This window comes from Tunturibacter empetritectus (assembly GCF_040358985.1).
Taxonomy (GTDB): domain Bacteria; phylum Acidobacteriota; class Terriglobia; order Terriglobales; family Acidobacteriaceae; genus Edaphobacter; species Edaphobacter empetritectus.
Window position 1 is genome coordinate 4,873,735 of sequence record NZ_CP132932.1, and the last position, 24,338, is coordinate 4,898,072.

The 24,338-nt window shown below is 56.9% G+C and carries 24 protein-coding genes and 1 tRNA gene; 15 read left to right on the forward strand and 10 right to left on the reverse strand.

Annotation, left to right across the window (positions count from 1 at the left end):
- Window positions 1-41: 41 nt before the first annotated feature.
- Together RBB75_RS20335 and RBB75_RS20340 are read right to left on the reverse strand one after the other, a co-directional pair.
- Window positions 42-380 (reverse strand): P-II family nitrogen regulator, encoded by a 339-nt coding sequence (locus RBB75_RS20335; RefSeq protein WP_183811189.1) that lies wholly within the window; start codon window positions 378-380, stop codon window positions 42-44.
- A gap of 42 nt (window positions 381-422) precedes the next feature.
- Window positions 423-1,877 (reverse strand): ammonium transporter, encoded by a 1,455-nt coding sequence (locus RBB75_RS20340; RefSeq protein WP_353069133.1) that lies wholly within the window; start codon window positions 1,875-1,877, stop codon window positions 423-425.
- Between the two features lie 249 nt (window positions 1,878-2,126).
- On the opposite strand from RBB75_RS20340, the gene RBB75_RS20345 reads away from it, so the two are divergent.
- Together RBB75_RS20345 and RBB75_RS20350 are read left to right on the forward strand one after the other, a co-directional pair.
- Window positions 2,127-2,486, forward strand: coding sequence for a cupin domain-containing protein (locus RBB75_RS20345; RefSeq protein WP_353069134.1), 360 nt, complete (start codon window positions 2,127-2,129; stop codon window positions 2,484-2,486).
- Window positions 2,487-3,030: 544 nt separating this feature from the next.
- Window positions 3,031-3,642, forward strand: coding sequence for a D-sedoheptulose-7-phosphate isomerase (locus RBB75_RS20350; protein WP_353069136.1), 612 nt, complete (start codon window positions 3,031-3,033; stop codon window positions 3,640-3,642).
- Window positions 3,643-3,692: 50 nt separating this feature from the next.
- Here RBB75_RS20350 and RBB75_RS20355 read toward each other — a convergent pair whose 3' ends face one another.
- Window positions 3,693-4,220, reverse strand: a complete 528-nt coding sequence (locus tag RBB75_RS20355; RefSeq protein WP_353069137.1) for a TlpA family protein disulfide reductase — start codon at window positions 4,218-4,220, stop codon at window positions 3,693-3,695.
- 61 nt (window positions 4,221-4,281) lie between these two features.
- On the opposite strand from RBB75_RS20355, the gene RBB75_RS20360 reads away from it, so the two are divergent.
- The 6 genes from RBB75_RS20360 to RBB75_RS20385 all read left to right on the forward strand — a co-directional run bounded on the left by RBB75_RS20360 (window position 4,282) and on the right by RBB75_RS20385 (window position 10,298).
- Complete coding sequence (locus RBB75_RS20360) at window positions 4,282-5,625, forward strand: zinc dependent phospholipase C family protein (RefSeq protein ID WP_179638939.1); 1,344 nt, start codon at window positions 4,282-4,284, stop codon at window positions 5,623-5,625.
- Window positions 5,626-5,750: 125 nt separating this feature from the next.
- Complete coding sequence (locus RBB75_RS20365; protein WP_353069138.1) at window positions 5,751-6,323, forward strand: hypothetical protein; 573 nt, start codon at window positions 5,751-5,753, stop codon at window positions 6,321-6,323.
- A 133-nt stretch (window positions 6,324-6,456) separates the two neighbouring features.
- A complete protein-coding gene (locus RBB75_RS20370; protein WP_353069139.1) occupies window positions 6,457-8,259 on the forward strand; it encodes an amidase in 1,803 nt (600 codons plus the stop codon).
- Between the two features lie 220 nt (window positions 8,260-8,479).
- Window positions 8,480-9,022 carry a hypothetical protein gene (locus tag RBB75_RS20375; RefSeq protein ID WP_179638435.1) on the forward strand — a complete coding sequence of 181 codons (543 nt, stop codon included), beginning with the start codon at window positions 8,480-8,482 and terminating at the stop codon, window positions 9,020-9,022.
- Between the two features lie 110 nt (window positions 9,023-9,132).
- Window positions 9,133-9,255 carry a hypothetical protein gene (locus RBB75_RS20380; RefSeq protein ID WP_257030961.1) on the forward strand — a complete coding sequence of 41 codons (123 nt, stop codon included), beginning with the start codon at window positions 9,133-9,135 and terminating at the stop codon, window positions 9,253-9,255.
- 107 nt (window positions 9,256-9,362) lie between these two features.
- Window positions 9,363-10,298, forward strand: a complete 936-nt coding sequence (locus tag RBB75_RS20385) for a proline dehydrogenase family protein (RefSeq protein ID WP_353069140.1) — start codon at window positions 9,363-9,365, stop codon at window positions 10,296-10,298.
- A gap of 239 nt (window positions 10,299-10,537) precedes the next feature.
- Here the strand turns inward: RBB75_RS20385 and RBB75_RS20390 are convergent, their stop codons facing one another.
- Entirely contained in the window at window positions 10,538-11,830 is a 1,293-nt protein-coding gene (locus RBB75_RS20390; protein WP_353069141.1) for a peroxiredoxin family protein, read from the reverse strand.
- Between the two features lie 438 nt (window positions 11,831-12,268).
- Between RBB75_RS20390 and RBB75_RS20395 the strand changes: the two genes are divergently transcribed.
- The 3 genes from RBB75_RS20395 (at window position 12,269) to RBB75_RS20405 (ending at window position 13,950) form a co-directional block, all read left to right on the forward strand.
- Complete coding sequence (locus RBB75_RS20395) at window positions 12,269-12,850, forward strand: TetR/AcrR family transcriptional regulator (RefSeq protein ID WP_353070424.1); 582 nt, start codon at window positions 12,269-12,271, stop codon at window positions 12,848-12,850.
- An 86-nt stretch (window positions 12,851-12,936) separates the two neighbouring features.
- Entirely contained in the window at window positions 12,937-13,338 is a 402-nt protein-coding gene (locus tag RBB75_RS20400; RefSeq protein WP_218884546.1) for a hypothetical protein, read from the forward strand.
- 93 nt (window positions 13,339-13,431) lie between these two features.
- Window positions 13,432-13,950, forward strand: coding sequence for a hypothetical protein (locus RBB75_RS20405; protein ID WP_179638444.1), 519 nt, complete (start codon window positions 13,432-13,434; stop codon window positions 13,948-13,950).
- Window positions 13,951-14,462: 512 nt separating this feature from the next.
- Here RBB75_RS20405 and RBB75_RS20410 read toward each other — a convergent pair.
- The 3 genes from RBB75_RS20410 to RBB75_RS20420 all read right to left on the reverse strand — a co-directional run bounded on the left by RBB75_RS20410 (window position 14,463) and on the right by RBB75_RS20420 (window position 16,590).
- Window positions 14,463-15,101 carry a DUF3106 domain-containing protein gene (locus tag RBB75_RS20410; protein ID WP_179638446.1) on the reverse strand — a complete coding sequence of 213 codons (639 nt, stop codon included), beginning with the start codon at window positions 15,099-15,101 and terminating at the stop codon, window positions 14,463-14,465.
- A 125-nt stretch (window positions 15,102-15,226) separates the two neighbouring features.
- Window positions 15,227-15,730 (reverse strand): anti-sigma factor family protein, encoded by a 504-nt coding sequence (locus RBB75_RS20415; protein WP_353069142.1) that lies wholly within the window; start codon window positions 15,728-15,730, stop codon window positions 15,227-15,229.
- Window positions 15,731-15,798: 68 nt separating this feature from the next.
- Window positions 15,799-16,590, reverse strand: coding sequence for an RNA polymerase sigma factor (locus RBB75_RS20420; RefSeq protein WP_353069143.1), 792 nt, complete (start codon window positions 16,588-16,590; stop codon window positions 15,799-15,801).
- A 151-nt stretch (window positions 16,591-16,741) separates the two neighbouring features.
- Here RBB75_RS20420 and RBB75_RS20425 point away from each other — a divergent pair.
- Window positions 16,742-16,816 (forward strand) — tRNA-Val (locus tag RBB75_RS20425).
- Window positions 16,817-17,358: 542 nt separating this feature from the next.
- Window positions 17,359-17,637 (forward strand): hypothetical protein, encoded by a 279-nt coding sequence (locus RBB75_RS20430; RefSeq protein WP_353069144.1) that lies wholly within the window; start codon window positions 17,359-17,361, stop codon window positions 17,635-17,637.
- 78 nt (window positions 17,638-17,715) lie between these two features.
- Here the strand turns inward: RBB75_RS20430 and RBB75_RS20435 are convergent, their stop codons facing one another.
- Window positions 17,716-18,186 carry a hypothetical protein gene (locus RBB75_RS20435; protein ID WP_353069145.1) on the reverse strand — a complete coding sequence of 157 codons (471 nt, stop codon included), beginning with the start codon at window positions 18,184-18,186 and terminating at the stop codon, window positions 17,716-17,718.
- Window positions 18,187-18,606: 420 nt separating this feature from the next.
- Window positions 18,607-19,617 (reverse strand): zinc-binding dehydrogenase, encoded by a 1,011-nt coding sequence (locus tag RBB75_RS20440; RefSeq protein WP_179638451.1) that lies wholly within the window; start codon window positions 19,615-19,617, stop codon window positions 18,607-18,609.
- Window positions 19,618-19,658: 41 nt separating this feature from the next.
- On the opposite strand from RBB75_RS20440, the gene RBB75_RS20445 reads away from it, so the two are divergent.
- Window positions 19,659-20,054: a winged helix-turn-helix transcriptional regulator gene (locus RBB75_RS20445; RefSeq protein WP_179638452.1), complete on the forward strand. Its 396-nt coding sequence runs from the start codon at window positions 19,659-19,661 to the stop codon at window positions 20,052-20,054.
- An 88-nt stretch (window positions 20,055-20,142) separates the two neighbouring features.
- Here the strand turns inward: RBB75_RS20445 and RBB75_RS20450 are convergent, their stop codons facing one another.
- The gene (locus tag RBB75_RS20450) at window positions 20,143-20,355 is read right to left on the reverse strand and encodes a hypothetical protein (RefSeq protein WP_179638453.1); all 213 of its coding nucleotides are present in this window, start codon (window positions 20,353-20,355) and stop codon (window positions 20,143-20,145) included.
- A gap of 513 nt (window positions 20,356-20,868) precedes the next feature.
- Between RBB75_RS20450 and RBB75_RS20455 the strand changes: the two genes are divergently transcribed.
- Window positions 20,869-24,084: a TonB-dependent receptor gene (locus RBB75_RS20455; protein WP_353069146.1), complete on the forward strand. Its 3,216-nt coding sequence runs from the start codon at window positions 20,869-20,871 to the stop codon at window positions 24,082-24,084.
- Window positions 24,085-24,338 lie beyond the last annotated feature (254 nt).

The following is a 24,338-nucleotide window of genomic DNA, read 5'->3' on the forward strand; positions in this document are numbered from 1 at the left end:
CACGCGGCCAAGGCGGCAACCTAAACACGCCTGCCAATTACCTAAAGCGCAATCTCGCCACGCTCATCGTTACGAATTCGAATCGCCTCATCGATCTTCGAGATGAAGATCTTTCCATCCCCAATCGTTCCCGTCCGAGCCGCGCCTGTGATCGCCAGAATCGCCTTATCCAGCATCTCGTCCGCCACCACAACCTCGAGCTTCACCTTCGGCAGCAGGTCCACCGAGTACTCGCGCCCCCGGTAGAACTCCGTATGGCCCTTCTGCCGCCCATGCCCCCGAGCCTCGGTGATCGTCATCCCCTCAACGCCAATCTCCACCAGAGCATCCTTCACCGCGTCCAGCTTCGACGGCTGAATCACCGCTTCAATCTTCTGCATATCCGTATCTTCCTCTCAAGCCGATCGTTCTACCGCCGAAATTTAGTGCGCCCAATCGTACCCTTCTTCGCCATGCTGCGAAAGATCGAGTCCCTCGCGCTCCTCATCCTCGCTCACTCTAAGCCCGATCAGTTTATCCACGATAAACAGAATCACCAGCGTGCCCACAATCGAAAGAGCCCAGGCAATCGCCACGCCGACCAGCTGGTTGAGCAACTGATGAGCATTCCCCTCAAGCAGCCCCGTAGCCTTCCCCGCACCGAAGATCGGATTGATCACGCTGTTGGCAAACACGCCGGTCAAAATCGCGCCCATCGTCCCGCCCGCGCCATGCACCCCGAACGCATCCAGCGAGTCGTCATATCCGAACGCCGCCTTCACCTTCACCACCATCAAATAACAGCCCACTCCCGCGATCAGCCCAATCCAAAGCGCCGACATCGGCGTCACGAAACCTGAAGCCGGTGTAATCGCCACCAGCCCAGCCACCGCGCCAGAGATCGCTCCCAGCGCCGAAGGCTTCCCCTGCCGAATCCACTCCGCCACGCTCCACCCGATCGCCGCAGCAGCCGCGCCAAAGTGCGTCGCCACAAACGCCGAAGTTGCCAGCGTTCCCGAGCTCAGCGCCGAACCGGCATTGAACCCGAACCAACCCACCCACAACAAACAAGCCCCAATGAAGCTCAACACCACCGAATGCGGCGGCATCGGCACCTTCGGATATCCCAGCCGCTTGCCCAGATAGAGCGCCGTCACCAGCGCCGAAACCCCGGAAGTCACATGCACCACCGTCCCGCCCGCAAAGTCCAGACAAGGAAACCGTCCGCCCAGCGAAGCATTCAGCAACCCACCCTTACCCCAGACCATATGCGCCATCGGACTGTAGACAATCATCGCCCACAGCACCATAAACACCAGCATTGCGGAAAACCTCATCCGCTCCGCAAACGCGCCCGTGATCAGCGCCGGCGTAATAATCGCGAACATTAGCTGATACACCATGAACGTCTGCAGCGGAATCGTCGCCGCATACTTCACATCCGGAGCCAGCCCCACGCCGCGCAGAAACACATTGTGCAGCCCGCCGATAAACGCGTTCCCCTCCCCAAACGCCAGTGAATACGTCACCAGCGCCCACAGCACCGTGATCACCGCCATCATCGCGAAGGTTTGCATCATTGTGCCAAGAATATTCTTCTTCCGCACCAACCCGCCGTAGAACAGCGCCAGCCCGGGCCCGCTCATCATCAGCACCAGCGCCGCCGAAACCAGCATCCAGGCGTTATCCCCCGAAGTCTGCGCAGCAGCGATCAGCGTCGTGTTGTCCGCGTTCTGTTTCTCCAGCGCCGCTATCCTGTCCGTCTGGCTCAAACTCGAACCTCCAGAAGCGCCCGAGGCAGTCGTCTGCGCCAGAACCCGCGACCCACCCGCTGCCATTCCGCCGACAATCAGCGCAAACAGAAAAGCCAGAAACACCTTCGCCACTGGAAGACGCATGGTTCAATCACCCGTTTCAAAGTTAGTCATTTCAAAATAAACGAAGCAGCAGGAGAGAAGAGATACGCCGTCAATTCGCCAATCTGGCAGCCTACGACTCAATCTTCACACGTCAAAAAAAGGAGCGAAGCACCTCATGCAGCGCTCCGGTTCGCTTTACTCTACACAAGACGGCGCGCAACACAAAGCAGGAAATTCATTCTGCATTCGCCGCCCCCGCATCCACGTCCTCTTCGAAAGGCGCTCATCATGTCGACCGCAACTCTCCACCGCTGGAATGAAATCGAACCCGAGCAACTCAATCCTCTTCTCACCCGCCAGTTCGTCACCGGCGCCCTCGCCATGTTCGCCCGCGTCGTGCTCGCCAAAGGCTGCATCGTCCCGCGCCACTCCCACCCCAACGAGCAGATCACCTTTATCACTGAGGGCGCACTCCGCTTCGACTACGACGACGGCACTTCGCACACTGTCAGAGCAGGTGAGGTCCTCGTCATCCCCGGCAACCTTGCCCACTGCGCCACTGCTCTCGAAGACACGATCGACTTCGACATCTTCGCCCCACCGCGCCAGGACTGGATCGACAAAGACGACAGCTATCTCCGCCGATAGTAAAAACCCACTGTGCCGTGCGAGCCGAAAGGTTGAGGCTAAGTGCGGCAAGAGCTAGGGTGCGGGCTCGAATCATGAGAGGTCTCTCCAGCGGTTCAGCTTGTGGTGGATTTGTGGTGACAACGTGGTTTTTGGGTGGTGAAACGTGGTGATTTGGCACCACACACGCGTGGTGCGCGAGCAGGAATGATGCGGGTTTTGTTGTTTTGCGACGGAAAAAATTGTGGAGATTAAGTTGCACCATAAATGAGGCAGCCACTTTTCTTGAGAGGCTCCGACCTGGGTGTAAGGGCAAAGGCAAGACAATTCTCCCGCTATTCGAACTCAAAACACCGAGCAACGCGAGGACTGATACCTCTAGCATCACCGAAACAAGGGTATACGAGTCACGAAGTGCCCGCGCGAATCGGGGCCCCCACGAACAGGTCTTCGTTCGTGGGGTGGCAAGCGTAGCGGGCTCGTCCGGCAGGACATACTTCCTTCGACATCCCACCCACCCATCCCGTACCCTTGGATCACCACCCAAGGCCACACCGGAGAAGTCATGAAGCAACTGATCCAGAAGCAACTCGCTCTCTCTATCGCCACGCTGCAAGCTGTCCTCGCCGACGAAACCATCTCCGAGACTCTCGTCTCCACCGCAAAACTCACCGCCGAAGCCATGCAATCCGGTCACAAGCTTCTGGTCGCCGGCAATGGTGGCTCCGCGGCCGACGCGCAGCACCTGGTCGCCGAGTTCGTCGTCCGCCTCACCGTCAACCGCCCCGCCCTCCGCGCTATTGCTCTCACCACCGACACCTCCATCCTCACCGCCGCCGGCAACGACTACGGCTTCGACCACATCTTCTCTCGCCAATTAGAAGCACTCGCCCAGCCCGGCGACGTCTTCCTCGCCATCTCGACCTCCGGCAACTCGAAGAACCTGCTCAGAGCCATCACGCAGGCCAAGATAATCGGCATCTCCACCATCGGCCTCACCGGCAACGGCGGCGGCCTCATGCGTCCACTGTGCGACTACAACATCGTCGTCCCTTCTGATATCACCCAGAACATCCAGGAGTCCCATCTCGCCCTGGAGCATATCTTCTGCATGCTGGTCGAACGCTTCGCCTTCGGCCACGACCTCGACAAAAAACGCCAAATTCTCAGCGAATAGAACAGCCCTCTCGCCGCAAAGGTTACTCTTGGATCTCGGCAGTGCTCCCTCTAATGCTCCGCGAGCAATACATCCACATCCGCTTTGAAGTCCGCCTGCCTCACTGCTCCAACATAAGTCTTCGCCACACGCCCCTGCCGATCCACCAGTACCGTCGTAGGCACACCGACCATGCCATAAGCCGTCTGCGATCCCGGTTCCGGCAATGCCACCGGATACGGCACGCCAAACTCCTCCACAAACTGCTTCACCTTCGCCGTTCCCCCTTCATCGACGGCCACTCCCACCACCGCCAGTCCCTGCGGCCCCAACTCCTGCGACAGTCGAATCAGCCCCGGTGTCTCCTCCCAGCACGGCCCGCACCAGCTTGCCCAGTAGTTCACCAGCACCACCTGCCCCCGATGTTCCGCCATCCTCCACGTGCCGCCGTCGAGCTGTGTCATCACCAGCGCCGGCATCGCCCTCCTGTCAGCCATCGGTGTCATCCCGCCCGACTGCCGGGTCGCGAAGTACCACGCCCCACTCACCACCGCAAACCCGATCAAGCCAACCCCATACCCTACCCACCTCGACCGCATCGTCAGCTCCCCGCCCCCCAACTCTTTCTTCCGCCACTCGAGCTATGTACAGTTGTCAGAGATGCTTCACACCAGCCAGAAGGGACCAACTCCCATCACTCCCACCCATCGCCGCTCCGCACTACTCAGAACGATAACCCTTCTGGCCTTATTCCTCACGGCAATTCCCGCCGTTCCCTACTCCGTCCAGACCCATCAGGAGCTTATCGATCTCGCCTGGAAGCAGTCCATCCGCCCGCTCCTGCTCAAAAAGTTTCCCACCCTCACCGAAGCCCAGCTGCAGGAGGCCCACGCCTATGCCTACGGCGGCAGCGCCATTCAGGACTTCGGCTACTACCCCTTCGGCAACGCCTTCTTCTCCGACCTCACCCACTACGTCCGCTCCGGCGACTTCGTTCTCTCTCTTCTCCATAACGCCCACACCCCCGACGAACTGGCCTTCGCCATCGGCTCGCTCTCCCACTACATCGGCGACAACCTGGGGCACAAATACGCCGTCAACCAGTCCGTTCCCGTCGAGTTCCCCAAGCTCGAACAGAGATACGGAGCCTCGGTCAACTACGCTCAGGATCCCCACGCCCACGTTCAGACCGAGTTCGCCTTCGACATCAACCAACTCAGCAAGAGGCGCTTCGCACCCTCCGCCTACACCCGCTTCGTCGGCCTCGAAGTCCCTATCGTCCTGCTTCGCAAAGCGTTTTTCGAGACCTACGGCCTTCGCCTTCCCGACATCATCGGCACCAAAGACACCTCCATCCGCGTCTATCGCTTCGCCGTCCGCCGCTTCCTTCCCGACATCGCCCGCGCCGAGACCATCCTTCACAAAAAGAACTTCCCCACCGACACCCCCAGTCCCGATCTCGACGCCTTGGCAACCGACCTCCGCCAGGCCTCGGCCGACAACAACTGGGAAGCCTACCGCAAAAAACCCGGCGTCCGCAGCCACCTCTTCGCAGGCTTCATCTACATCCTGCCCAAGGTCGGCTTCCTCAAGCTGCTCGCCATCAAAGGCCCCACCGAGCAGACCGAAGACCTCTACATCAAGAGCGTCAACCGCTCCATCAAGGCCATGCGCCTAGTCCTGACCAACTACGACACCATCGACCGTTACATCGCCAATCGCGATCTCGATACCGGCGACGTCGTTCGACCCGGCGGCTACCGCCTCACCGATAGGACTTACGCCGAGCTCCTCACAACCATCACCAAAAAGCCCGAAAACGTGGTCCCCTTCCAGCTCAAGCACGACCTCATTGCCTACTACGCCGACCCGAACTCTCCCATCGAGACAAAAAAAGATCCGAAGCAGTGGGCCCAGGTCCAGACCAATCTGCAAACCCTGGCCTCCATGAAGACCATCGGCGCCCTTGACCCCGTTCCCGATGGCATCCTCGATGCTGACTAGCGGTCAACATTCGCGCCTCCCTGACAAATGCAAGCCGCCTCACCCTCTTCTATGCATCCAACTGAACATACATCCAGATCCGCAGGCAACCAGATTCACAGGCAACTAGATTCACAGGAGAAGCGATGACGATCCTTCGTAAGCACGCCCAACGCACTCACGCCTCGCGCACAGCCGCAGCCCTCAGCCTCATCCCGCTCCTGCTCCTCCCCGGCTGCAACAACACCGGCAAAGCCGCCGCCACACCCGCCAACTTCACCATCGGCATCAACAACCACTACCTCGACCATCCCGAGTGCCTGCTCACCGACACTCGCTTCCCCTTCGAGACCGGCGACGCCGCAACGACAAAACAGATGGATACCCTGGTCAAAAATCTTCTCCTCGAAAAATCCGTCGAGACCAGCATCCACGTCAGCCGCTACACCGTCGCCCCCGCCGGAACCCGCTACGCCCCGCGCTTCTGCTACGGCCATCGCGAGGTCACCAGCATCAACAGCTTCACGCCCGTAGCCGTCTCCAACGGCTTCAAAGAGACCACCATCACCTACAGCTACACCATGAAAGAAGTCCCCGTCTGGGCCGAGAGCCACGATGTACAAGCTGCCTTCCCCGCTATGGCTCGCGCCACCACCAGCCAGGCCACTGACACCATCACCCTTGCCCAATCCCCCGTAGGCTGGCAGGTCCCCGACTAACCCGACCAACGGGAGTGCCCAAGCACACACCGACCCACCGAGACAAGGTGTACCCGTCACGAAGTAACCGCCACGCGCTGTAGATCCGTCCGGCAGGACAAATCTCCCGCTACAATCCTCACCAGAGGATCCAATGTCGAAATCCCGCCGTGAATTCCTGACTCAAAGCACGCTCGCTGTACTCGCCTCCGCCTCCACCACCCTCGCGCAGACGCCCTCCACCCCCGCAACCCCCGGCGCGCCGCCCGCCTTCGGCACCTCACCCTCAGTCGGCCCAGAGGTCTCTCCCGCCACCTTCGCCGAAGCTGAAAAGCTCGTCCAGGTCGCTCTCACTGAAAAAGACCGAGCTCAGGCCGCAGGCAATTGGCGCGCCGCGATGGCTCCTCTCTACGAACGCCGCACCGGCCCCCGCAAAGTAGCCATCCCCAACACCACCGCACCGTACTCCCTCATCAACTCAATCCTCCCCGGCCAGCCCACCCTCCCGCCAAAAAACGAATTCATCCGCACCACCTCCGACGCCCCACTCCCCACCACGGACGAAGCCATCGCCTTTGCCCCCGTCCACCAACTCTCCCGCTGGATTGAAACCCGCAAGCTAACCAGCACACGCCTCACCGAGATCTACCTCGCACGTATCGAGCGCCTCAATCCGAAGATCAACTGCATCATCACCCTCACCCGAGACCACGCCCTAGCGCAAGCCAAAGCCGCCGACGCCGAAATCTCCTCCGGCCACTACCGCGGCCCGCTCCACGGCATCCCCTGGGGCGCAAAAGATCTCCTCGACACCGCCAACATCGCCACCACCTGGGGCGCAGAGCCATTCCAGCACCGCGTCCCCCCCGCAGACGCCACCGTCGCCGAACGACTTAACGCCGCAGGCGCAGTCCTCATCGCCAAGCTCTCCCTCGGCGCTCTCGCCCTCAACGATGTCTGGTTCGGCGGCCAGACCATGAATCCCTGGCTTCTCGAAGAGGGCTCCTCCGGCTCAAGCGCAGGTCCAGGCGCAGCCACCGCCGCAGGCCTCGTCGCCTTCGCCATCGGCTCTGAAACCGGAGGCAGCATCGTCTCGCCGTCTATGCGTTGCGGCGTCACCGGCCTGCGCCCCACCTACGGCCGCGTCCCGCGCACAGGAGCCATGACTCTCTGCTGGTCCCTCGACAAACTCGGCCCCATGGCACGCAGCGTCGAAGACACCATGCTCGTCCTCAACGCCATCACAGGCCCCGACGGCCATGACGTAGCCTGCGTCCTAAGCAAGCTCGACTTCGACGCCGAAGCCCCCGTAAAAAATCTAAAGGTTGGTTACTTCTCCCAGTGGATGAAGGAAGCCCCCGCCACCGACGTCGATCGCGCCGCCCTCGCCGCCATCTCTACGCTCGGCATGACGCCCGTCGAAGTCACCCTCCCTGATTGGCCCTACGACAACCTCGACCTCATCCTCTTCGCCGAAGCCGCCGCCGCCTTCGAAGAGATCACCCTCAACCACGCCGTCGACCAGCTCAAAGCCCAGGTCCCCGACGCCTGGCCCAACACCTTCCGCCAATCCCGCTTCCTCTCCGCGGTCGACTACGTCCAGGCCGACCGCCTTCGCCGCATGGTCGCCGTCGAGATGGCCCGCATCTTCGCCCCAGGCCCCAACGCTCCCGACCTCCTCCTCGTCCCCTCCCTCCGCGACGAGATCCTCACCATCACCAACTTCACCGGCCACCCCTCCCTCACCCTCCGCGCCGGCTTCGTCGAAGTCTCCGAGGCCCGCAGCGACTGGGCACCCGACCCAGCCAAGCCTCTGCCAAAGTTCACCCCACCGCGCCGCGTCCCCCACGGCGTCACCCTCATCGGCCGCCTCTTCGACGAGGGTACTATCGCCAGTGTCGGCTTGGCTCTGGAGCGTCACTTCAACGTAGCCAAAGAAACCCCACCTGGTTTTTAGCCTCCGGCCAACGGAAGGATCGGAATGGATCACGCTATTAAGACCGGTACACGAGTCATGAAGTGACCACGCACGCGCAGTGGGCCATCCGCGGCATCTCTGCCGCTAAACGAAGGCCGATGTGTACCCAGTTGGATACGGGCAAACAAAATAAACACTCTCGCCATGACAGGTACGGGATAACAATGCCGTATCGCGAAATGTGGGCCCTGGGGTGCAGATGCCATCAACCAACTACTTTGACGATCTATACGGAGTCACCGAGGAACGAGCTCTCAACTTCTGGGCGTCAAATCTCCACGAGTCGATAGGAAGTGAGCAGTGGTCCCAGATCAGCGACTCGACTGGCGTATATCTCGCAAGCGTCCTCGGTCACTTCTGCCTGCAGTCGGTCGATCGAGCCGAAGTTCTCTCCCCCGACTACAACCCCGGCGATCAAGAGTTCCGTCAGTTCGCGGACCTCACACAGATCGCCGAGCTCATGATGCGCCAGCTCACCAGCGCAAAGAATCCTCTCTGGATGGAGTCTGCCGGCGCGCACATTCTCCTTTATGCCGGCTTCTTTCAAAGCCAGAATAAGCACCGCCACAACATCAACTTCTACTCCACCATGGGCCGAGAGTGCTATCTCATGGCCGCTGTAGGCAAGCGGGCCGAGATGATGAAGCTGATGGCAACAGGCTTCGATCAATACCTGTGCCATCTCGCCAACCTCCATCAGCATCTGCGCGACAGCAGATATCTGATAAGAATGGATAACTAGATTCACCTCTCGTTTGCCGTTGTGTCCATCATTTACAGCACGAGTACGTCGCATAGCGGCGGCGCCTGATCTACATCCTTCTCTACCCTATTCAGACAGCTCAGACAGGAATGCGTGTACGTCGGTTGGTGACGCTGAAGATAGAGTCCACCGGCGCCCTCAAGGACTGGCAAAACGTTAAGCCGATCCACTCCAATCACTGGGGAGAACAGCCGATTCACCCCGCCGAATAAGCGCAGCCTCCCTAAGCCACAGAAGCTCCAGTTACCCCTGTCTCGCCCTTCAGACTCATCCCGTGAAACAATGGAACTCGCGCCTTTCGGCGAATCAGAGGTTTAGTTTGCTGCGATCTGCTTTTATTGCTCTCTCTCAAAACAAGTCTTTACGCTCATTCTCAGAGCGCTCCACAATGGGGAAGAAAATGTCGGGCCGCTTCGTCGCCGGCATGTCTGTGGAAGAGGCACTTGCTGCCTGCCAGCGCGTCAACAAAGAAGGCATCGCCGTTAGCCTCGACTCCCTCGGCGAATCCGTCACCACCGAAGCTGAAGCCCGCACCTCCGCCGACATCTACCACCAACTCCTCGATGCCATTCACACCCGCGGCCTCAACGCCAACGTTAGCGTGAAGCTTTCGCAGGTCGGTATGGACTTCGATCCCGCGCTTGCCGAGCGCATCGTGGGCGAGATGGTTGAGCACGCCGCCCACGTTCAATCTTTTGTCCGCATCGACATGGAAGGCTCCCCCTATACCGAAGCCACCATCGCCATGACCGAGCGCCTCGCCACAAAATTCCCCGGAGCTGTTGGCACAGTTCTTCAGGCTTATCTCTTCCGCACTGAAGGTGACGCCGAGCGTTTGCTCAATGAAGGCATCCGCATCCGTCTCTGCAAGGGCGCCTACAAGGAAGGCCCTGAGATCGCCTTCCCTGCTAAATCTGACGTCGATGCGAACTACGTGAAACTCATGAGGCGCATGGTCACCTTCTCTAATCCCACAACTGGTAAGGGTGTTTTCTGTGGCATTGCAACTCATGACGAAGCGATCGTCGAGCAGATGCGAGCCTTTGTTCGGGAACACAATATCGACAAGTCGGCCTTCGAGTTTCAGATGCTCTACGGAATTCGCCGCGATCTCCAGCACCGTCTCACGGCTGAGGGCTTTGGCGTCCGCGTCTACCTCCCCTTTGGCCCGGAGTGGTATCCCTACTTCATGCGCCGCCTCGCCGAGCGCCCGGCCAACGTCATCTTCCTAGCCAAAAACTTCTTCAAAAACTAGCTTCTTCCGAACGACGGGGAGGATCGGAAGTCAAAAAAAAATTGCCCGTGACTCGAGTCTGGATTTTGTTGTTTTGTTGGGGGTTTTGAAAAAAGTGGGTGGTTGGTGGTGGTTTTTTGCTGGTGTGAACGTGGTGGATGGGTGGTGTAAACGTGGCGCGTTGCAGGCTGTTTTTCAACAACGAAAAACACGCCACGTTTTTGAACTTTATTTTTGGTTCAACGAAGCCGACTAGATTTTTACTTCAACGAAGCCGACTGAGCAGGGACCGGCTCGGCCAGCAGCTTCTCCACCAGCTCTGTCGTCTCCTTTACCAAGGCCTCGTGCGCGGGCGGATTCGCCGGGCCGGCAAAGCCTGCATGAACTTCCCTCACCCGCCCATCGCGTCCCAGAAAGAACGAGGTGGGCCAGCAGTTGAGGTTTACGCCCTGCGGGATCTTTTCATTCAACTGCTCAGTCTCTCCTGCCACCAGAACCGTGTAGGTAAGTCCATATTTTTCGATGAAGGCACGCAGCCGGGTCGGCTCTTTCAACTGATCGGCCTCTTCAAACGAGAGGTTCACTACCTCCAGTCCCTGGCTGTGAAACTGCTTGTAGAGGCTCTCCAGCATGGGCGCTTCGTCGTGGCAGTTGGGGCACCAGGACCCGCCGATCGCAACGATCACGACCTTGCCGTCGAACTGCGGATCGGTGTTGGAGACGAGCTTGCCGTTGAGGTCCGGGAAGCTGAAGGCAAAGCGCGCCGACGGGTCTTTCACTGTAGTCTGCTGGGTCGGGTCGGTCATGCCGGGAAGGGCCGCCGCCCGCGCCTGTGCGGGTCTGCGAGCGGTAAGATTCTGCTGCTCGTTTACATCGGCCCGCAGTTTATTGGAGACCAATAACGTTCCGTCGGATTGCGGAGTGACGCTGTAGAGCGCGGGGCCAGCGGCGGTGAAGTGCCCGATCAGGTACTCGTGCCCTGTCCAGCCTCCGTAGAGAGCACCGGTATCTCCGTCGATGCGCTGAATGACAGCCTTGACCTGGTCCGAGTGAGCTGAGGGCTCAATGCGAAGCTGCCACGCCGACTCGCCCTTGGAGGATTTAACCTCCACCTCCCAATCCCCGGGGATGGCCGGGCCGTCCGCTTTGGTGTCGACGCCGGTTGAGCCGTGAAGAGTCAGGCTGACGGGATAGCGGGTGGCGATGGTGCCGAAGGTTCCGGTGAGATGGCCGTCCGCTACGGTTGCGTCGAGGGTTCGGGCGTAATAGTTGAAGGTGATCAGCAGATGATTGCCGACAAAGCTGACGCTGGAGGCGGGGCTGCGGTCTGGACCGTTGAGCTGAGGATTATTGGGCTGCGGACCGTTGAGCTGCGGGCCATTGAGCAGAGCGGCCTGAAGGTCTTTGCCACGGCCGGTAATCACGAGGCGAAGGGGAACCTGCTGTCCGTGGACAGTGGCATCGCCCACCCAGGGACCAGCGATTGCACCTTGCTTCGAAGCCTGAGCAACGGTAGACAGAACGACCAGAACAAGACTGGCGAAGAGCTTCATGAAAGATCTCGATTCTTTCTTAGAATTATGGGAGGTGAAGACTCAATGGGAGTCTGCTTGATCAGCAGACTCGGAGCACGCGTGTCAGGCCAGCGGGGAGCGGCGACAACAACAGAAGCTGTACTGCATGTGCATCTTTATAAAGTAGGCCGAGCGGTGGGGACAGGTCAAGAGAGAGTTACGAAACTCTGTTTGGTAGCCATCTCACTACCGGTGCAACTTCCGAATTGACGAGATTCGTCCAGAATCCGAACACACCCTCTCTGAAATAGTGCTTTGGCCTGAAGGCGCCGAGTGAGTCAACTTTCGGTTTGCCCGTCATACGCTCGGACTTTCGACTGCGGATTTTGTTCGTGATAATCCATGCCGCGGGCTGTCGTTATTAAGATCAATTTTGCGCTTGACAGCCCTAAGATGACGAGCGTACTCTTTTTTTCAATGCGGTATTCCCTGGAACACAAAGCACGGAACCACGAGAACATTCTTTCCCTGGCCGCTCGCTCTTTCCGTGAGCACGGCGGTGACAGCAGCGGCATCGGGACTGTGATGAAGAAGGCAGGCCTGACGAAAGGGGGGTTCTACCGGCACTTTGAGAGCAAGGACGACCTGTTCGTCGAAGCGGTAGCCCGAGCATTCGACGAGATGGGAAGCGGCATGGATGTAATTGCGAGGTCCGCGCCCAAAGGCCACGCTCTGCGGGCAATGATCGAATACTATCTAAGCGCGCGCCATGCGAATTCTCCCGGAATGGGTTGTGTGATCTCCGCTCTCGGGCAGGAGTTCGCGCGAAAGCCTCTAGCCGTGCGAAAGCGGATTGAGGTCTTGCGAGAAGCGTACCGTGAGCGTCTACTGCCGTTTCTTCCTGGTCAGACGCAAGAGGAAAAGGTGACGAAGTTTCAACTTTTGTTCTCCAGTATGGCTGGGGTTCTGACTGTAGCCCGGATGACCTCTTCCCCCAAAAAGCGTGAGCAGCTGTTGATGGAGGCGAGGATTTTTTTTATAAAGTCCTTCGCTGAGTAGTATTTTTTTGTTCACAAAGAGTACTGTCGTACTCTTTACGCGAAGCGAAACCATAACCTGAATCGAAAGGATACCCGGTGAAACTAATGATCTCACTTCTCATGGCAATGCTACCCATCGCATCTTTGGCGCAATCGCAGTCAGGAGCCTCCCAGGGGCTGCCCAGCGCGGCGATACCAAAAACTACAGCAGTACTGGTCATTCTGACTCCCAGGCAGGGCGTAACAGTTCAACAAATCATGGCAGTGATGCCGTCAGAGATTGAGGCAACCGTGAGGCTCTATCTCGATGGGAAGATCCGCGAGTGGTACTCCCGCGGCGATGGCCGAGGTGTCGTCTTTCTTCTCGACGCGAAGACCGAAGAGGAGGCACGAGCCACTATGGAAACGCTACCGCTCGCTAAGGAACACTTGATGGATGAACAGTACATTCCCCTTGGACCCTTGATGCCGCTCAGAATGTTGATAGGCCCTGGTGCGCAGCAGTAAGACTGCAGCAGTGAGGCTCTCTTCGCGTTAACTGCAGGAGAAAAACCGGAAGCAGACGATCATGTCTCTCAAACCATGCGATAGGAGTTCTCAATGACGCCAGAAACCATCTTCGGAATCCATCTCGTTTTAGGTTATGTAGCGTGCTTGCTCTGCTTCAGGGTTTACTTCTGGCCTAGGCTCAGCTCAATGGACAGTTTCGCGGCGCAACGCGTCATCGCGACTATTCACAGCTTCCGGTTCTTCGGCCTGGTCTTTATTCTTCCGGGCGTAGTCGGACCCGATCTGCCTGCGAGCTTTGCGACCTTCGCAGCCTATGGTGACTTGGCTACCGGCGTGTTGGCGCTTCTCGCGCTTCTTGCGACAAGGGTCCGGCCGCTGTTCTGGACCTTAGCCGTCGCCTTCAATGCAGTGGGAACAGCTGATCTTGTTCTCAACTACTACCACGCGGTCCGGGCCGGCCTTCCCGCGATGGCGGGACAACTGGGAGCGATCTATGCGGTCCCGATCATCTACGTACCCGCGTTGATGATCACGCACATTGCGGCTTTCTATTTGCTGCTGCGCTCTCAACCCAAGGCGGCGATGGCCGGCGATGCGGTCGCATTTTAGGCCGGGATCAGCCGCATCGACTTCTTGTCGTGAGGAGATCATCGAAAAGTCGATGCGGTTCTCGACGAGAAGTACATCGTCGAGTCACTTAGTGAGCGTTGAAGGCACGTTGGAGCACACTCATTTTTTTGGATTCCCGCGAATTACGGGCAACTTGGAAGTTGCCCAAATCTTTCCAATAACGGGTAGCCAAGGGCACTCTTGGGCCTCGCGCAAAGGAACCATATAGGTTCTGCCAAAGTTGTATGGATAGTTAACCTGTGCCAGCGCAGACTGTATCCACTATGGGGAGGGAGACCGTTCAGGAGATATCTCGGATCTGTTTGGACTTCGCGATCACCTCGCCGCAATCCTGATTGGCTTGATCGTTTACCTCCAGAGATAGCCTCTAGAAGCTGGGCCAAAAAGCAGACGGTGTCCCTCACCCATAGCCCCGCCACACGCCCGCAATAAAAAATAGCCGCCTCCGGGCGGCTATCTCTCTTTCTACAGCTTCGTAGAGATCAGGTGCGTTATTTTCCGTAGGTCGTGCCGTCGTTTGGCCGCCGGACCGGGAGATAGGGTTCGACAGCAAGGAGATTGGAGAGTGTACTGCGCTCCTGATCGGAGAACTGGCCACGAAAGCGATCCGAGTCGAGGATGGCCTGGCGTTGCGGTTGAGGCATCTCGCGGAGGTCGCGGAAGGCACGGGCGACCAGACGGCGGCGATCTTCCGGGAGGCCGCCGAGCTGCTGCATGGCGCCGCGAACCTGCTGGCGTTGCGGCAGGGTGAGACGCTCCATCGCTTCGGTGCGGTCAAGTATCCGCTGGCGCTGCTCGGGCGACATGTTATTGAGCTGCGTGAGACGATCGCGCATACGTTGCTGGGTCGGCGGGGGCAGATCGCGGAAGCCGGGCTCGTTTTCCAGAGCGCGCTGCTGCTCCGGGAGGGTGAGGTTGCTGTGACGGTCCATCCACTGGGCCAGATGCTCCTGATTTCGATTCGGCTGAGGCCCCGGGGCAGGCCGCGACTGCGCGACGGGCGCGCGAAGTGCCACCCCAGCTCTACGCGCAGAGCCCGACTGAGCGAGGGCAGTCGTCATCGCGGAGGACAAGATAATCCCGGCAGAAGCTAGTCGAGCAAGAGTCCGAAACTGAAGGAGAGATGGCATGTTTTCAAAGGGTAAAGGAGATGCAGTTTCATAAGACTTTGTGTTTAGAGCAGCTTATCGCGTTCTCTCTCCTTTCCATCGGTTTTTCTCGTGACCGGACCTTCTCCGGATCTTCTTTCCAAAAATTAGCTGCTGGGCTGGGCCGAAGAGTCGTCGGCGGGGGTGTCGTCCTGCAGGAGTTGATCCATGGTCTGCAGGGCCTGATCGTTCTTGTCGAGGATCTGCAGATCTTGAACCGCAGCAGAGGTTTCTGGGGCTGAGTGATGGAAGCCGGTGAGATCGGCAAAGGTTCCGCCACCCACCAGAAGGACGAGCGCAAGTCCACCAACAAGCGCGGGACGAAGCTGGCGTCCTGTGTTGAAGAGCAGGCGAGATTTGAGCTTCTCAAACCAACTTGCGGGGGCGTGTGTCTGCTCTTCACGGAGGCGCACTGCCAGCTTTTGATCGAAGTAAGGCGATGGCTCCGGCGCCTTCCAGGTATCGAGCAGAGCAAAGGTCTCCTGCATCGACTTGAACTCCTGGGCGCAGCCGGCGCACGAGTCGATATGGGCTTGCACCTCTCGACTCGCAGGCGAGGCCGGATCCAGAAGGAGCTCGACGATTGCGGATTGGCATTCTTTACAGATCATTGTGAACCTTTCCAATTTCTTTCCTGCAGCGCGTTCAACAAGGGCGCGTAAAAACCTCCAGCGAATTCCTAAACAAAAGCCTTCAACTTTTCGCGCAGCGTCTGGTAGGCGCGGAAGAGTAAGGACTTCGTAGCGGACTCGCTCAATTTAAGGACATCACCAATTTGCTTGTAGTCCATACCTTCATACTTGTGCATGAGTACGGCCATGCGTTGCCGCTCGGGAAGCGCCATGACATGCTCGCGAATGGCGTTGAGACGCTCTTGCCTGAGGAGGTTGGCTTCGACATCGGGCGTGGAGTCTGCGACATCGGGCGTCGTCCCCGTCTCGGAGTCGGGCTCGTCGAGATAGATGGTGGAAGCGGTCCGTTCGTGCCGGGTATCGCGGGCGTGGTTGACTCCCAGGTTGGTGGCGATCCGGTAGAGCCAGGTGCTGAACCGGGCTTCAGCGCGATAGGTCTCACGCGAACGGTAGACCCTGAGGAAGACCTCCTGCGCGAGCTCCTCTGCGACAGCCTGGTTGTGCACCATGCGATACATGAAGTGAATAATCGGCTTACGGTACTTCTGGATGAGAAAGTCGAACCCGGCCATGTTTCCGGCGCGGAGTTCGAGCATGATAGCGGCGTCATCCATCTGTCCAAAGTCGCCGGTGGCACGGTGTGTCTCTGCAACCGGAAGGTTTTCAAAGAGTCTCGGATTGATCGCCAGCGTAGCCATATCTTTGTCAACCCCGTCTTCCACGTGGGGTTGCGGCTGTTGCTCAAATTTCGTCGTATTCTCCTCGGAGCCACCCTGCTCAAGGGGACCCTGTGGGTCTTGGGGGTCTTGGCGACGAAAGTTCGGAGAGGGAGCGGACATTCTGCTGGTCGATTGTACCGTTATCGAAAGCGCGGCCCAAGTATTCCCGTCAGTACCGGCTGGCGGCTGGAATGTGGTTTTGGAGGGCGAGGAATGCTATTCTGTACAAAAGCTTGGGCGAACGGCTTGCACAGTCAGCCGAAGCCATTCCGGGCGCATAACTCAGCGGTAGAGTGCCACCTTCACACGGTGGAAGTCGTAGGTTCGAATCCTGCTGTGCCCACCAAATAACCTTTACAAGTCAATCAGATACTGTTTTAGCAACGACGGCGGACGCCAGCTTTATCATAGCGTTTTCAAAATCCTGCTGTCACCTGGCGTCGTCATTAGCTCGTAACAGGCGTGTCGATGCGAGCGCAGAGGTACATCCCCAGCCCCCCGGTTCCGGTGCCACGTAATTGTTGCTGGTGCCTGCCCTGTCCGGCCTTGGATTGAAGTAGAAAGTCGGTCTTGCCCCTATAACGTAGCAATCAAATCTGTGGATGACGCACGATTTTTTTTCGCCTATTATTCGCCTATGTCAATGCACTACAGCCAGCAAGGCAAGGTCAGTCCGACGAACTATGTTGTGACGTGTAAGAAGTGTGCGCGGTCTACACAGAGTGGCGTACAAGAATTCCCTCGAAGCAACGTCGCAGTTCAATGCACTCTATGTGGGGAGCTTCGACGCTACCGGCCAAGCGAAGTCTTTCTAGGTTTCCCTGATAGCCATATAGTGCAGCAACAAGTCTCACACGCAGACGCAAGGGAGGATGGTAGGCTGGGTGAATGACCAGCTATGTCCTTCTTCTTGAGCGTGCATCTCGTGGTTTCGACTTCAAAATAATTGCAACCTGCGCAGTTGTCGGTCCGTCAATGGGTTACTACGGTCTAAGCAAAACTTTCGACAACGAAAGTCAACTAAATGCGGCCCTTTCTGAGGCTCGTGTAGCAGATTTTGAGATGAATACCGCTCTGACAACCGTTAGAAGTGGTTTCAAATCTTTCGCAGTTATTACTTACGATCAAGCCCAATCGATGGGCCTCCTGAAGAGCGAAGCGCAATAGTTCATTCAAGTTTGAATGGGACGCCGAAGTAGAACAGAAAGATTACTCGTTGCGTACTGTCGCATCTGCTGGCGAAGATTAGTTGAAATCTAGCCTTGTCATCTCTGGATCGTTTAGCCAATCGCGCATGGTAAGCACCGCATCAATGAATTCCTTTACTGCGCTGAGTATCGGAAATGCCTTTGTCAAACTGCCCACAATGCTCTGAAGCAATTTCAGCGCACTTATGAATCGCTTTTCATCAAAGCAAAATTCCAACAAGCGCTCCTTCGCGGTGAGTTCTTTATCGTAAAGTCCGGCGTTCATCAAATTATGACGTGTCGTTAGAGACGCGCCTATTCCAACGTTTTTCTGTGCCCGTCTCAACTTGTCATCGGCGTCTTTCCACAAGGTATTGATGTCCTCGCGGACCTCTGAGGTCAACTTCTTATTCTCCGCAGCCGTTACAAGTGTGTTTACTTTACCTAAGAATCCCTGAGAACGTTTGAGCAACCGCTGGAGCTGCTTCAACACTTCTTTGTCTTTATTGCTTTCGGGATTCTTCGCCATGCATCAAGACTAAATCAAGCTACTGTCCAGGTGTATTTGTCCGCCACCGTCCAGCTAAGTTCATCAAAAATAAACACTTGCGCCTTGCTCAATGACCAATCCCAACTACCCACAAACTCACCCTTTGTCTTTCTGCTTTGGATCTTCGTTGATTCCTTCACCCGTTGCAGCGTTACGGGCGCGATACCTTCCGCTCTAGCTTAAGCTTTGACATGGGCAACTGGAACCGGGCTGTCTGTACGAGTTCCCACAGACTCAGTCGTAAACTCTAACGCTTCCGCTGCTCGTGCGAGGCCTTCTTCGCGCAAGGACAGAAGACGTTTCGTCTTGAGTTTTAGGTCTACAAATGTGGCGAAGCTTCCTTTCTTCTTACCGCCATCGAAGTTCCCTTTTGGCGCGCGAACGGTTAGGCTCTTGCGGTCACGCAGGATCTGACCGCGAGACAAAGACCGCTTTTGCGCCTGGCGTCGCTTCGTAGGCCATCGCAGCATCGATCTGGCGGAACGTGAACTCTTTCCCCACCCGGGTATGGAAGAGTGGATCGTCGATAACACTTTCAAGATAGCTGATAGCCGATGTCAGCCTCTGAGGATCCCTGACTGTTGCACTCGCGAAGTTACTGAACCGCTTGAGCACGAGGTTCTTCGCCATGACGGCAAAGCATGAGATTGTGAGCGGCGCGGTAGCTCCCAGCAATCCGTACAGATAAATTGTCGAATTCATCGGTAGCTGCGGAGCGATGCGGCTGGTCAGGTCGCCACCGACCCCATCAAACACGGCGGTCGCGCCGAAGTCTGCCACAAGTTTGCCTAGGTCGTTCTCAAAGCTCGCGTCGCTCGTTGCAAGCACATGCTCGATGCCGAGGGCACGCAACTTCGTTGCGGCCTCAGCTGAGCGCGATAAAAAGATCGCCGATACGCCTCGCTTCCGCGCCAGTGCAGCCATCGCGAGGCCCGTTGCTGAATTTCCTGCGGTTACAATCAAGCCCTTGTGGGCTTCGGCAGACTCCTCAAGAAACGCGTGTGCCGTCATGATGTTGACGAGCGAACCCGAGTAGTCGCGTGCGGAGACGCTCCTTGGCAACACCACGCAACTCGTACGGGGCACCAGAGCCTGCTCGCTCCATAGACCAACGGTATGCTCGCTCTGGCTCAGTGAGCGGTAGATCGCCACAGTACGACCAACCAGCTCCGCAGTCAGACCCTCTCCCACGGCACGGACGGCGCCAGCGCAGGAGGCACCCCAAATCCCATAAGCGCTGGTCTTGAGCAGCACTCCTGCAATACTGGGGTTGGCGAGGAAGGCCTTGTCGCCGTGGTTGATCGCGGCGGCTTCAACATCGACGATGAGATGACCGGGCGGCGGATCGTTTGGGGTGGAGACATCTTGCACTTCGAGCTTTCGGTTGGCGTTGACGCAAACGGCTTTCACAATTTCCTCCATACCTTCAAACGAACTGTCTCGTTGAGGGGATGGTTCCAGATGACGCCTTCGCTAATCTTTCCGCAAGTACGGGTTTTTTTGTTAGTGTGCATTTTATGAAACTTGCCACTCGATGTCCCGTCGCCTTTACGTCCAAAATTCTTGGTGGTAAGTGGAAGGCTCGAATCGTCTGGGCGTTGGTGCGCAACGAACCGCTTCGCTTCTCGGAGATTCGCCGCGCGTGTCCGCCCGTAAGCGACCGCATCCTGACTAAGGAGCTGCGCGAACTTCAAGAGTGTGGCCTGATCTCGCGGCGCGATTTCGGCGAAGTGCCGCCCAAAACCGAATACACCCTGACAGCGCTGGGCAACACACTGCGCCCGGTGATGGCGTCGATGGCCGCTTGGGGGCTAGAGCACCAGGTGAAGATTGCCGAGATTCCATAGCGCCTCGCAAGACACACACAGTGATTCTGGATCAGTGCGAAATCGCGGAGTCAATCATTGAGATCGGCTCGATGAATGACATGCCCTGTTAGCAACAGTTGATGTCGGTCAATTCCGCCAGGTCATATGCGAGCGCATCCTTCGCTGCATAGTGAATCACCTCGGCTTCTCTTGCAACTCCGATCGGGTCGTACTTCTTCTGAAAGCCATCAACCACACCGGCCGGCGCATTTTCCGGTGTACCACCATCAAAAGATAGGATTCGGCCCATACTCGATTGCCAGCTGAATCTCCTGCGCAACCGCATCTCCACAGAGACGGGATACCAGGATAAGGGCTGCATGCAGTCCGGCAGTCACACCGGCAGCGCTCAGCGTATTACCGTCTACTGCAACCGATTACCGTCCTAGCCTATATGGAAATGCAGTCTCCGGGCTGCAGAAGCCTATAGGTGGCCGCCATCCCCTCTCTTTTACGCTCCCAGTAGCGAATCGTATTCCCTAGCTCAATCAAGAAACGATCATGACGAAGCCTGATCGTCGCATACTCATGACGCTGATAGTCAAGAGTTAGGGTTCTTACCTGTTTCCTGCAACTCGATTGGGAGAAGCCAGTGCACTTTTATGATGAAATAAAGAGACTCGCAAAAGGGGTTTCTCAAACCTTCCGTAACGTTATCGCGAAAGAGAGACTTATTTTCAGTTGTCGTCCCCTCTTCGCGGTAGCGCTCTTTCTCAGTGTCATCGCCAACCCCAACATCTGCTCTTCGCCCCTTTTCGCACAGAACAATACGTCTGGCGATATCGCAGGATCAGTGACTGACCCGACAGGAGCTACCATTCCAGGTGCCAAAGTCACAATCGTTGACAAGGCAACTGGCGCTACACAGATACTCACCACGGGTTCGAATGGAAACTTTCGCGCCTCCCTTTTGAAACCTGATTCTTACACTGTCGCCATTACTATGGCAGGATTCCAGAGCATTACTCTTACTGTCGCCGTTACACCTGGACAGATCGCTCAAGCCGATGTCAAGCTGCCCGTCGGTTCAAGCACCACCAGCGTGGAGGTGGCAGTAACCGAACCGCTGCTACACACAGAAAACGCGGATCTCACTACCTCCTTCACGCAAGACCAAGTCCAAAGTCTCCCGAACCCCGGCAACGACCTGACTTTTATCGCGCAGACTTCGCCGGGTGCGATTATGAACACCCAAGGCGGCTTCGGCAACTTCTCCTCCTTCGGTCTCCCTGCAACATCGAACACCTTTACCGTCAACGGCGGATATGAGAATGATCCTTTCCTTAATCTAAGCAACTCCGGCGCGTCCAACCTCTTGCTCGGCAACAACGACGTCAGTGAGGTAACAGTCACCAGTAACGCTTACAGCGCGCAATTCGGCGGCCTCGGTGCCACCCAGGTAAACGAGATCAGCCGCTCAGGATCGAATCGGTTTCATGGCGATGCCACTTGGTGGTGGAATGGCAGCGCGCTGAATGGAAACGACTACTTCAACAACCAGTCAGGCACCCCGCGGCCTCGCAGCAACGCCAACCAATGGGCAGGAGCCTTCAGTGGACCCGTTCGAAAAGATAAAACCTTCTTTTTCTTCAACACTGAAGGCCTTCGCGTCATCATTCCAGTTCGCGGCACAGTGTATGCGCCTAGCCCTAGCTATATCTCCAAAACGTTGGCGAATGCAGCAGCGCAAGGGCCCGCAGCCACCGCTTTTTATCAGCACATCTTTGACCTCTACACCTCAAATCCTGCTTACGCGACGGCCACTCTTAGTTCCACAGATTCGAACAGCGTTAGCTACAACGCTAACTCGGCAAACTTCGCTCATGAGTGGCTGATCACGACCCGAATCGATCATAAGATCAGCGACAGAGATACTCTTTTCGGGCACGCCAAGATTGATAAAGGAGTCCAGCCGACCTCAACTAGTCTTCTGAACCCACTCTTCAATGCGGCAAGCCCTCAGCCCGAATATGAAGGCCAGCTGAATGAGACGCACATCTTTACACCGAATGTCACCAACCAATTCGTCTTTGCTGCAATCTACTACCGCGCCATCTTCACCAACACCAATGCAGTAGCTGCCAACGCCCTCGTCCCTTTCACTCTGCAATTTAGCGATGGAGATCTGGTCAACAATTTGAACAACGCATCAGGAAAGTATTCGACGCTGCCTGGCGGCGAAAACTTTCAGTTCCCACAAGGTAGGAACGTCACCGGTTACCAATTTGTCGATGACTTCAGCATGAACAAAGGCCGTCATACCATTAAACTTGGATTCGCCTTCCGCCGAGATGATGTCACCGACTATGGCCCCGGTTTCAACACCACTCCGCTCGTTGTTACTAGTGAGGCAAGTTTCGAGGCTGGAACAGCTGATCAGTTCGTTCAACAGTTCCCAACCCGGGAAAGTCAGCCTGTTGCTCTCTACACTCTTGGCCTCTATGCGCAAGACCAATGGAAGCTAGCTTCCAATTTCACTCTCAACTTCGGGATGCGGTTTGAGCACAACTCGAATCCCATCTGCAAAACTGACTGCTTCTCTCAACTCGCCGAGAACTTCGGCTCTGTTGCTAACTCTACAGAAGTGCCTTATACCAAACTCATCAGCACAGGGCTTAACTCAGCCTTTCAGAATTTCCAGAAGGTCGGCTATGAGCCTCGCGTAGGCTTCTCATGGTCTCCGCTCGGCGCTGACTCAAAGACAGTCCTACGCGGCGGCTTCGGTATGTTTGCCGACTCTTTTCCTGCCCAAATTACAGACAGCCTGCTCAACAACGCTCCCAACAACATAGGCTTCACCATCCAAGGACCTGCCGGCGGAGGACCTAGCTCTCCTATTGTTCCTGGTGCCGCGGGTAGTTTCCAAAGCCTCGCATCCGCGTCCAGCGTAGCGTTTCAAAACCAATTTAGAGCTGGTGGATCGAAAGACTCGCTCTCTGCATCGGTGCCAGGGTTTGCTGCGCCAAGCTTTACCAGCACCGTAAACAAACTCTCCTATCCCACGTACGAAGAGTGGAATCTTCAAGTCGAGCACCAAGTAACTCACGCCTCCAGCATCTCTGTCGGCTACGTAGGCAATCATGGATATCATGAGCCGGTGAATGACAATAACGTAAACGCGTTCAATGCCGGCATCCCCGGGTTCGCCTCCCTGCCAACTTCCATCCCAAATCCAAACTTCGCTGCAGTCACTCAGGTCTACACCGGTGCAAGTTCCAACTACAATGGTGTGACTCTCAGCGGGATCCATCGCACGAATGTCCTCACATTGCAGTTCAATTACACGTATAGCCACGCGTTGGACGAGATCTCCAATGGGGGTTTCAACGGCTTCAGCGGAAACTCCGTTTTCCCCTCAAACTCCGCTAACCTTCATCAGAACTATGGCAACGCCGACTACGATGTTCGTCATTACATCAGTGGAAACTATATCTTCAATCTGCCCTCTTTCCGCGGCCCCAGGATCCTCACCGCCGGCTGGCAGGCAGCTGGAACCGTCTTCCACAGCACTGGCCTTCCATTCACTTTCACCGATGCCAACACCGCCAGTAATCTGCCGAACCACGGAGGTCCCATCTTCGCGCAGCAGACTGTGGCCCATGTTCCAACCAAGTGCTCTGGACACGCCCTCACTCAAGGCGCGAACTGCGCGGCTTCGTTGGACTTCACGACCGCCACTGACTTCGGTCAACAGAGCAGAAATCAGGTCTTCGGGCCGAACTACACGGATACCGATCTCACCATTACCAAAGCGTTTGATCTTCACTTCATGGAGAGCGCCAAGTTGAAACTCGGCGTTCAGATGTTCAACCTCTTCAACCATCCCAATTTCGCCCAGCCGGCCCACGATGTGAGTGCTTGCACTTCCTCTGAGGCTAACCCCTGCGCTGGTTCGTCCATCGGAACGATCACCGGCACCGTCAATCCTCCAACCTCCATCCTTGGCTCCTTTCTCGGTGGAGATGCTTCTCCCCGTCTAATTCAGGTCAAAGCGAACTTCAGCTTCTAACTAAGAACGGACATTGGAAAGAAGCCAATCTCGTTCAATAGGGATGAGGAGGGAGTCTCTTGGATCCCTCCTCATCGCTTTGCGGTTCGCGACCGTCAGTGCCTCAAGTTGATGAGTCAGGGCTATACTCATCGGATTTCGCATTGATCGCACCTATTCCGCTGACGCTTAACACGAGGCTGATATCAAAAGACATATCACTACAAATCATCGGTCGGCCTTGTGTCTAAGGCCGTCAAGAACGATCTATAAGT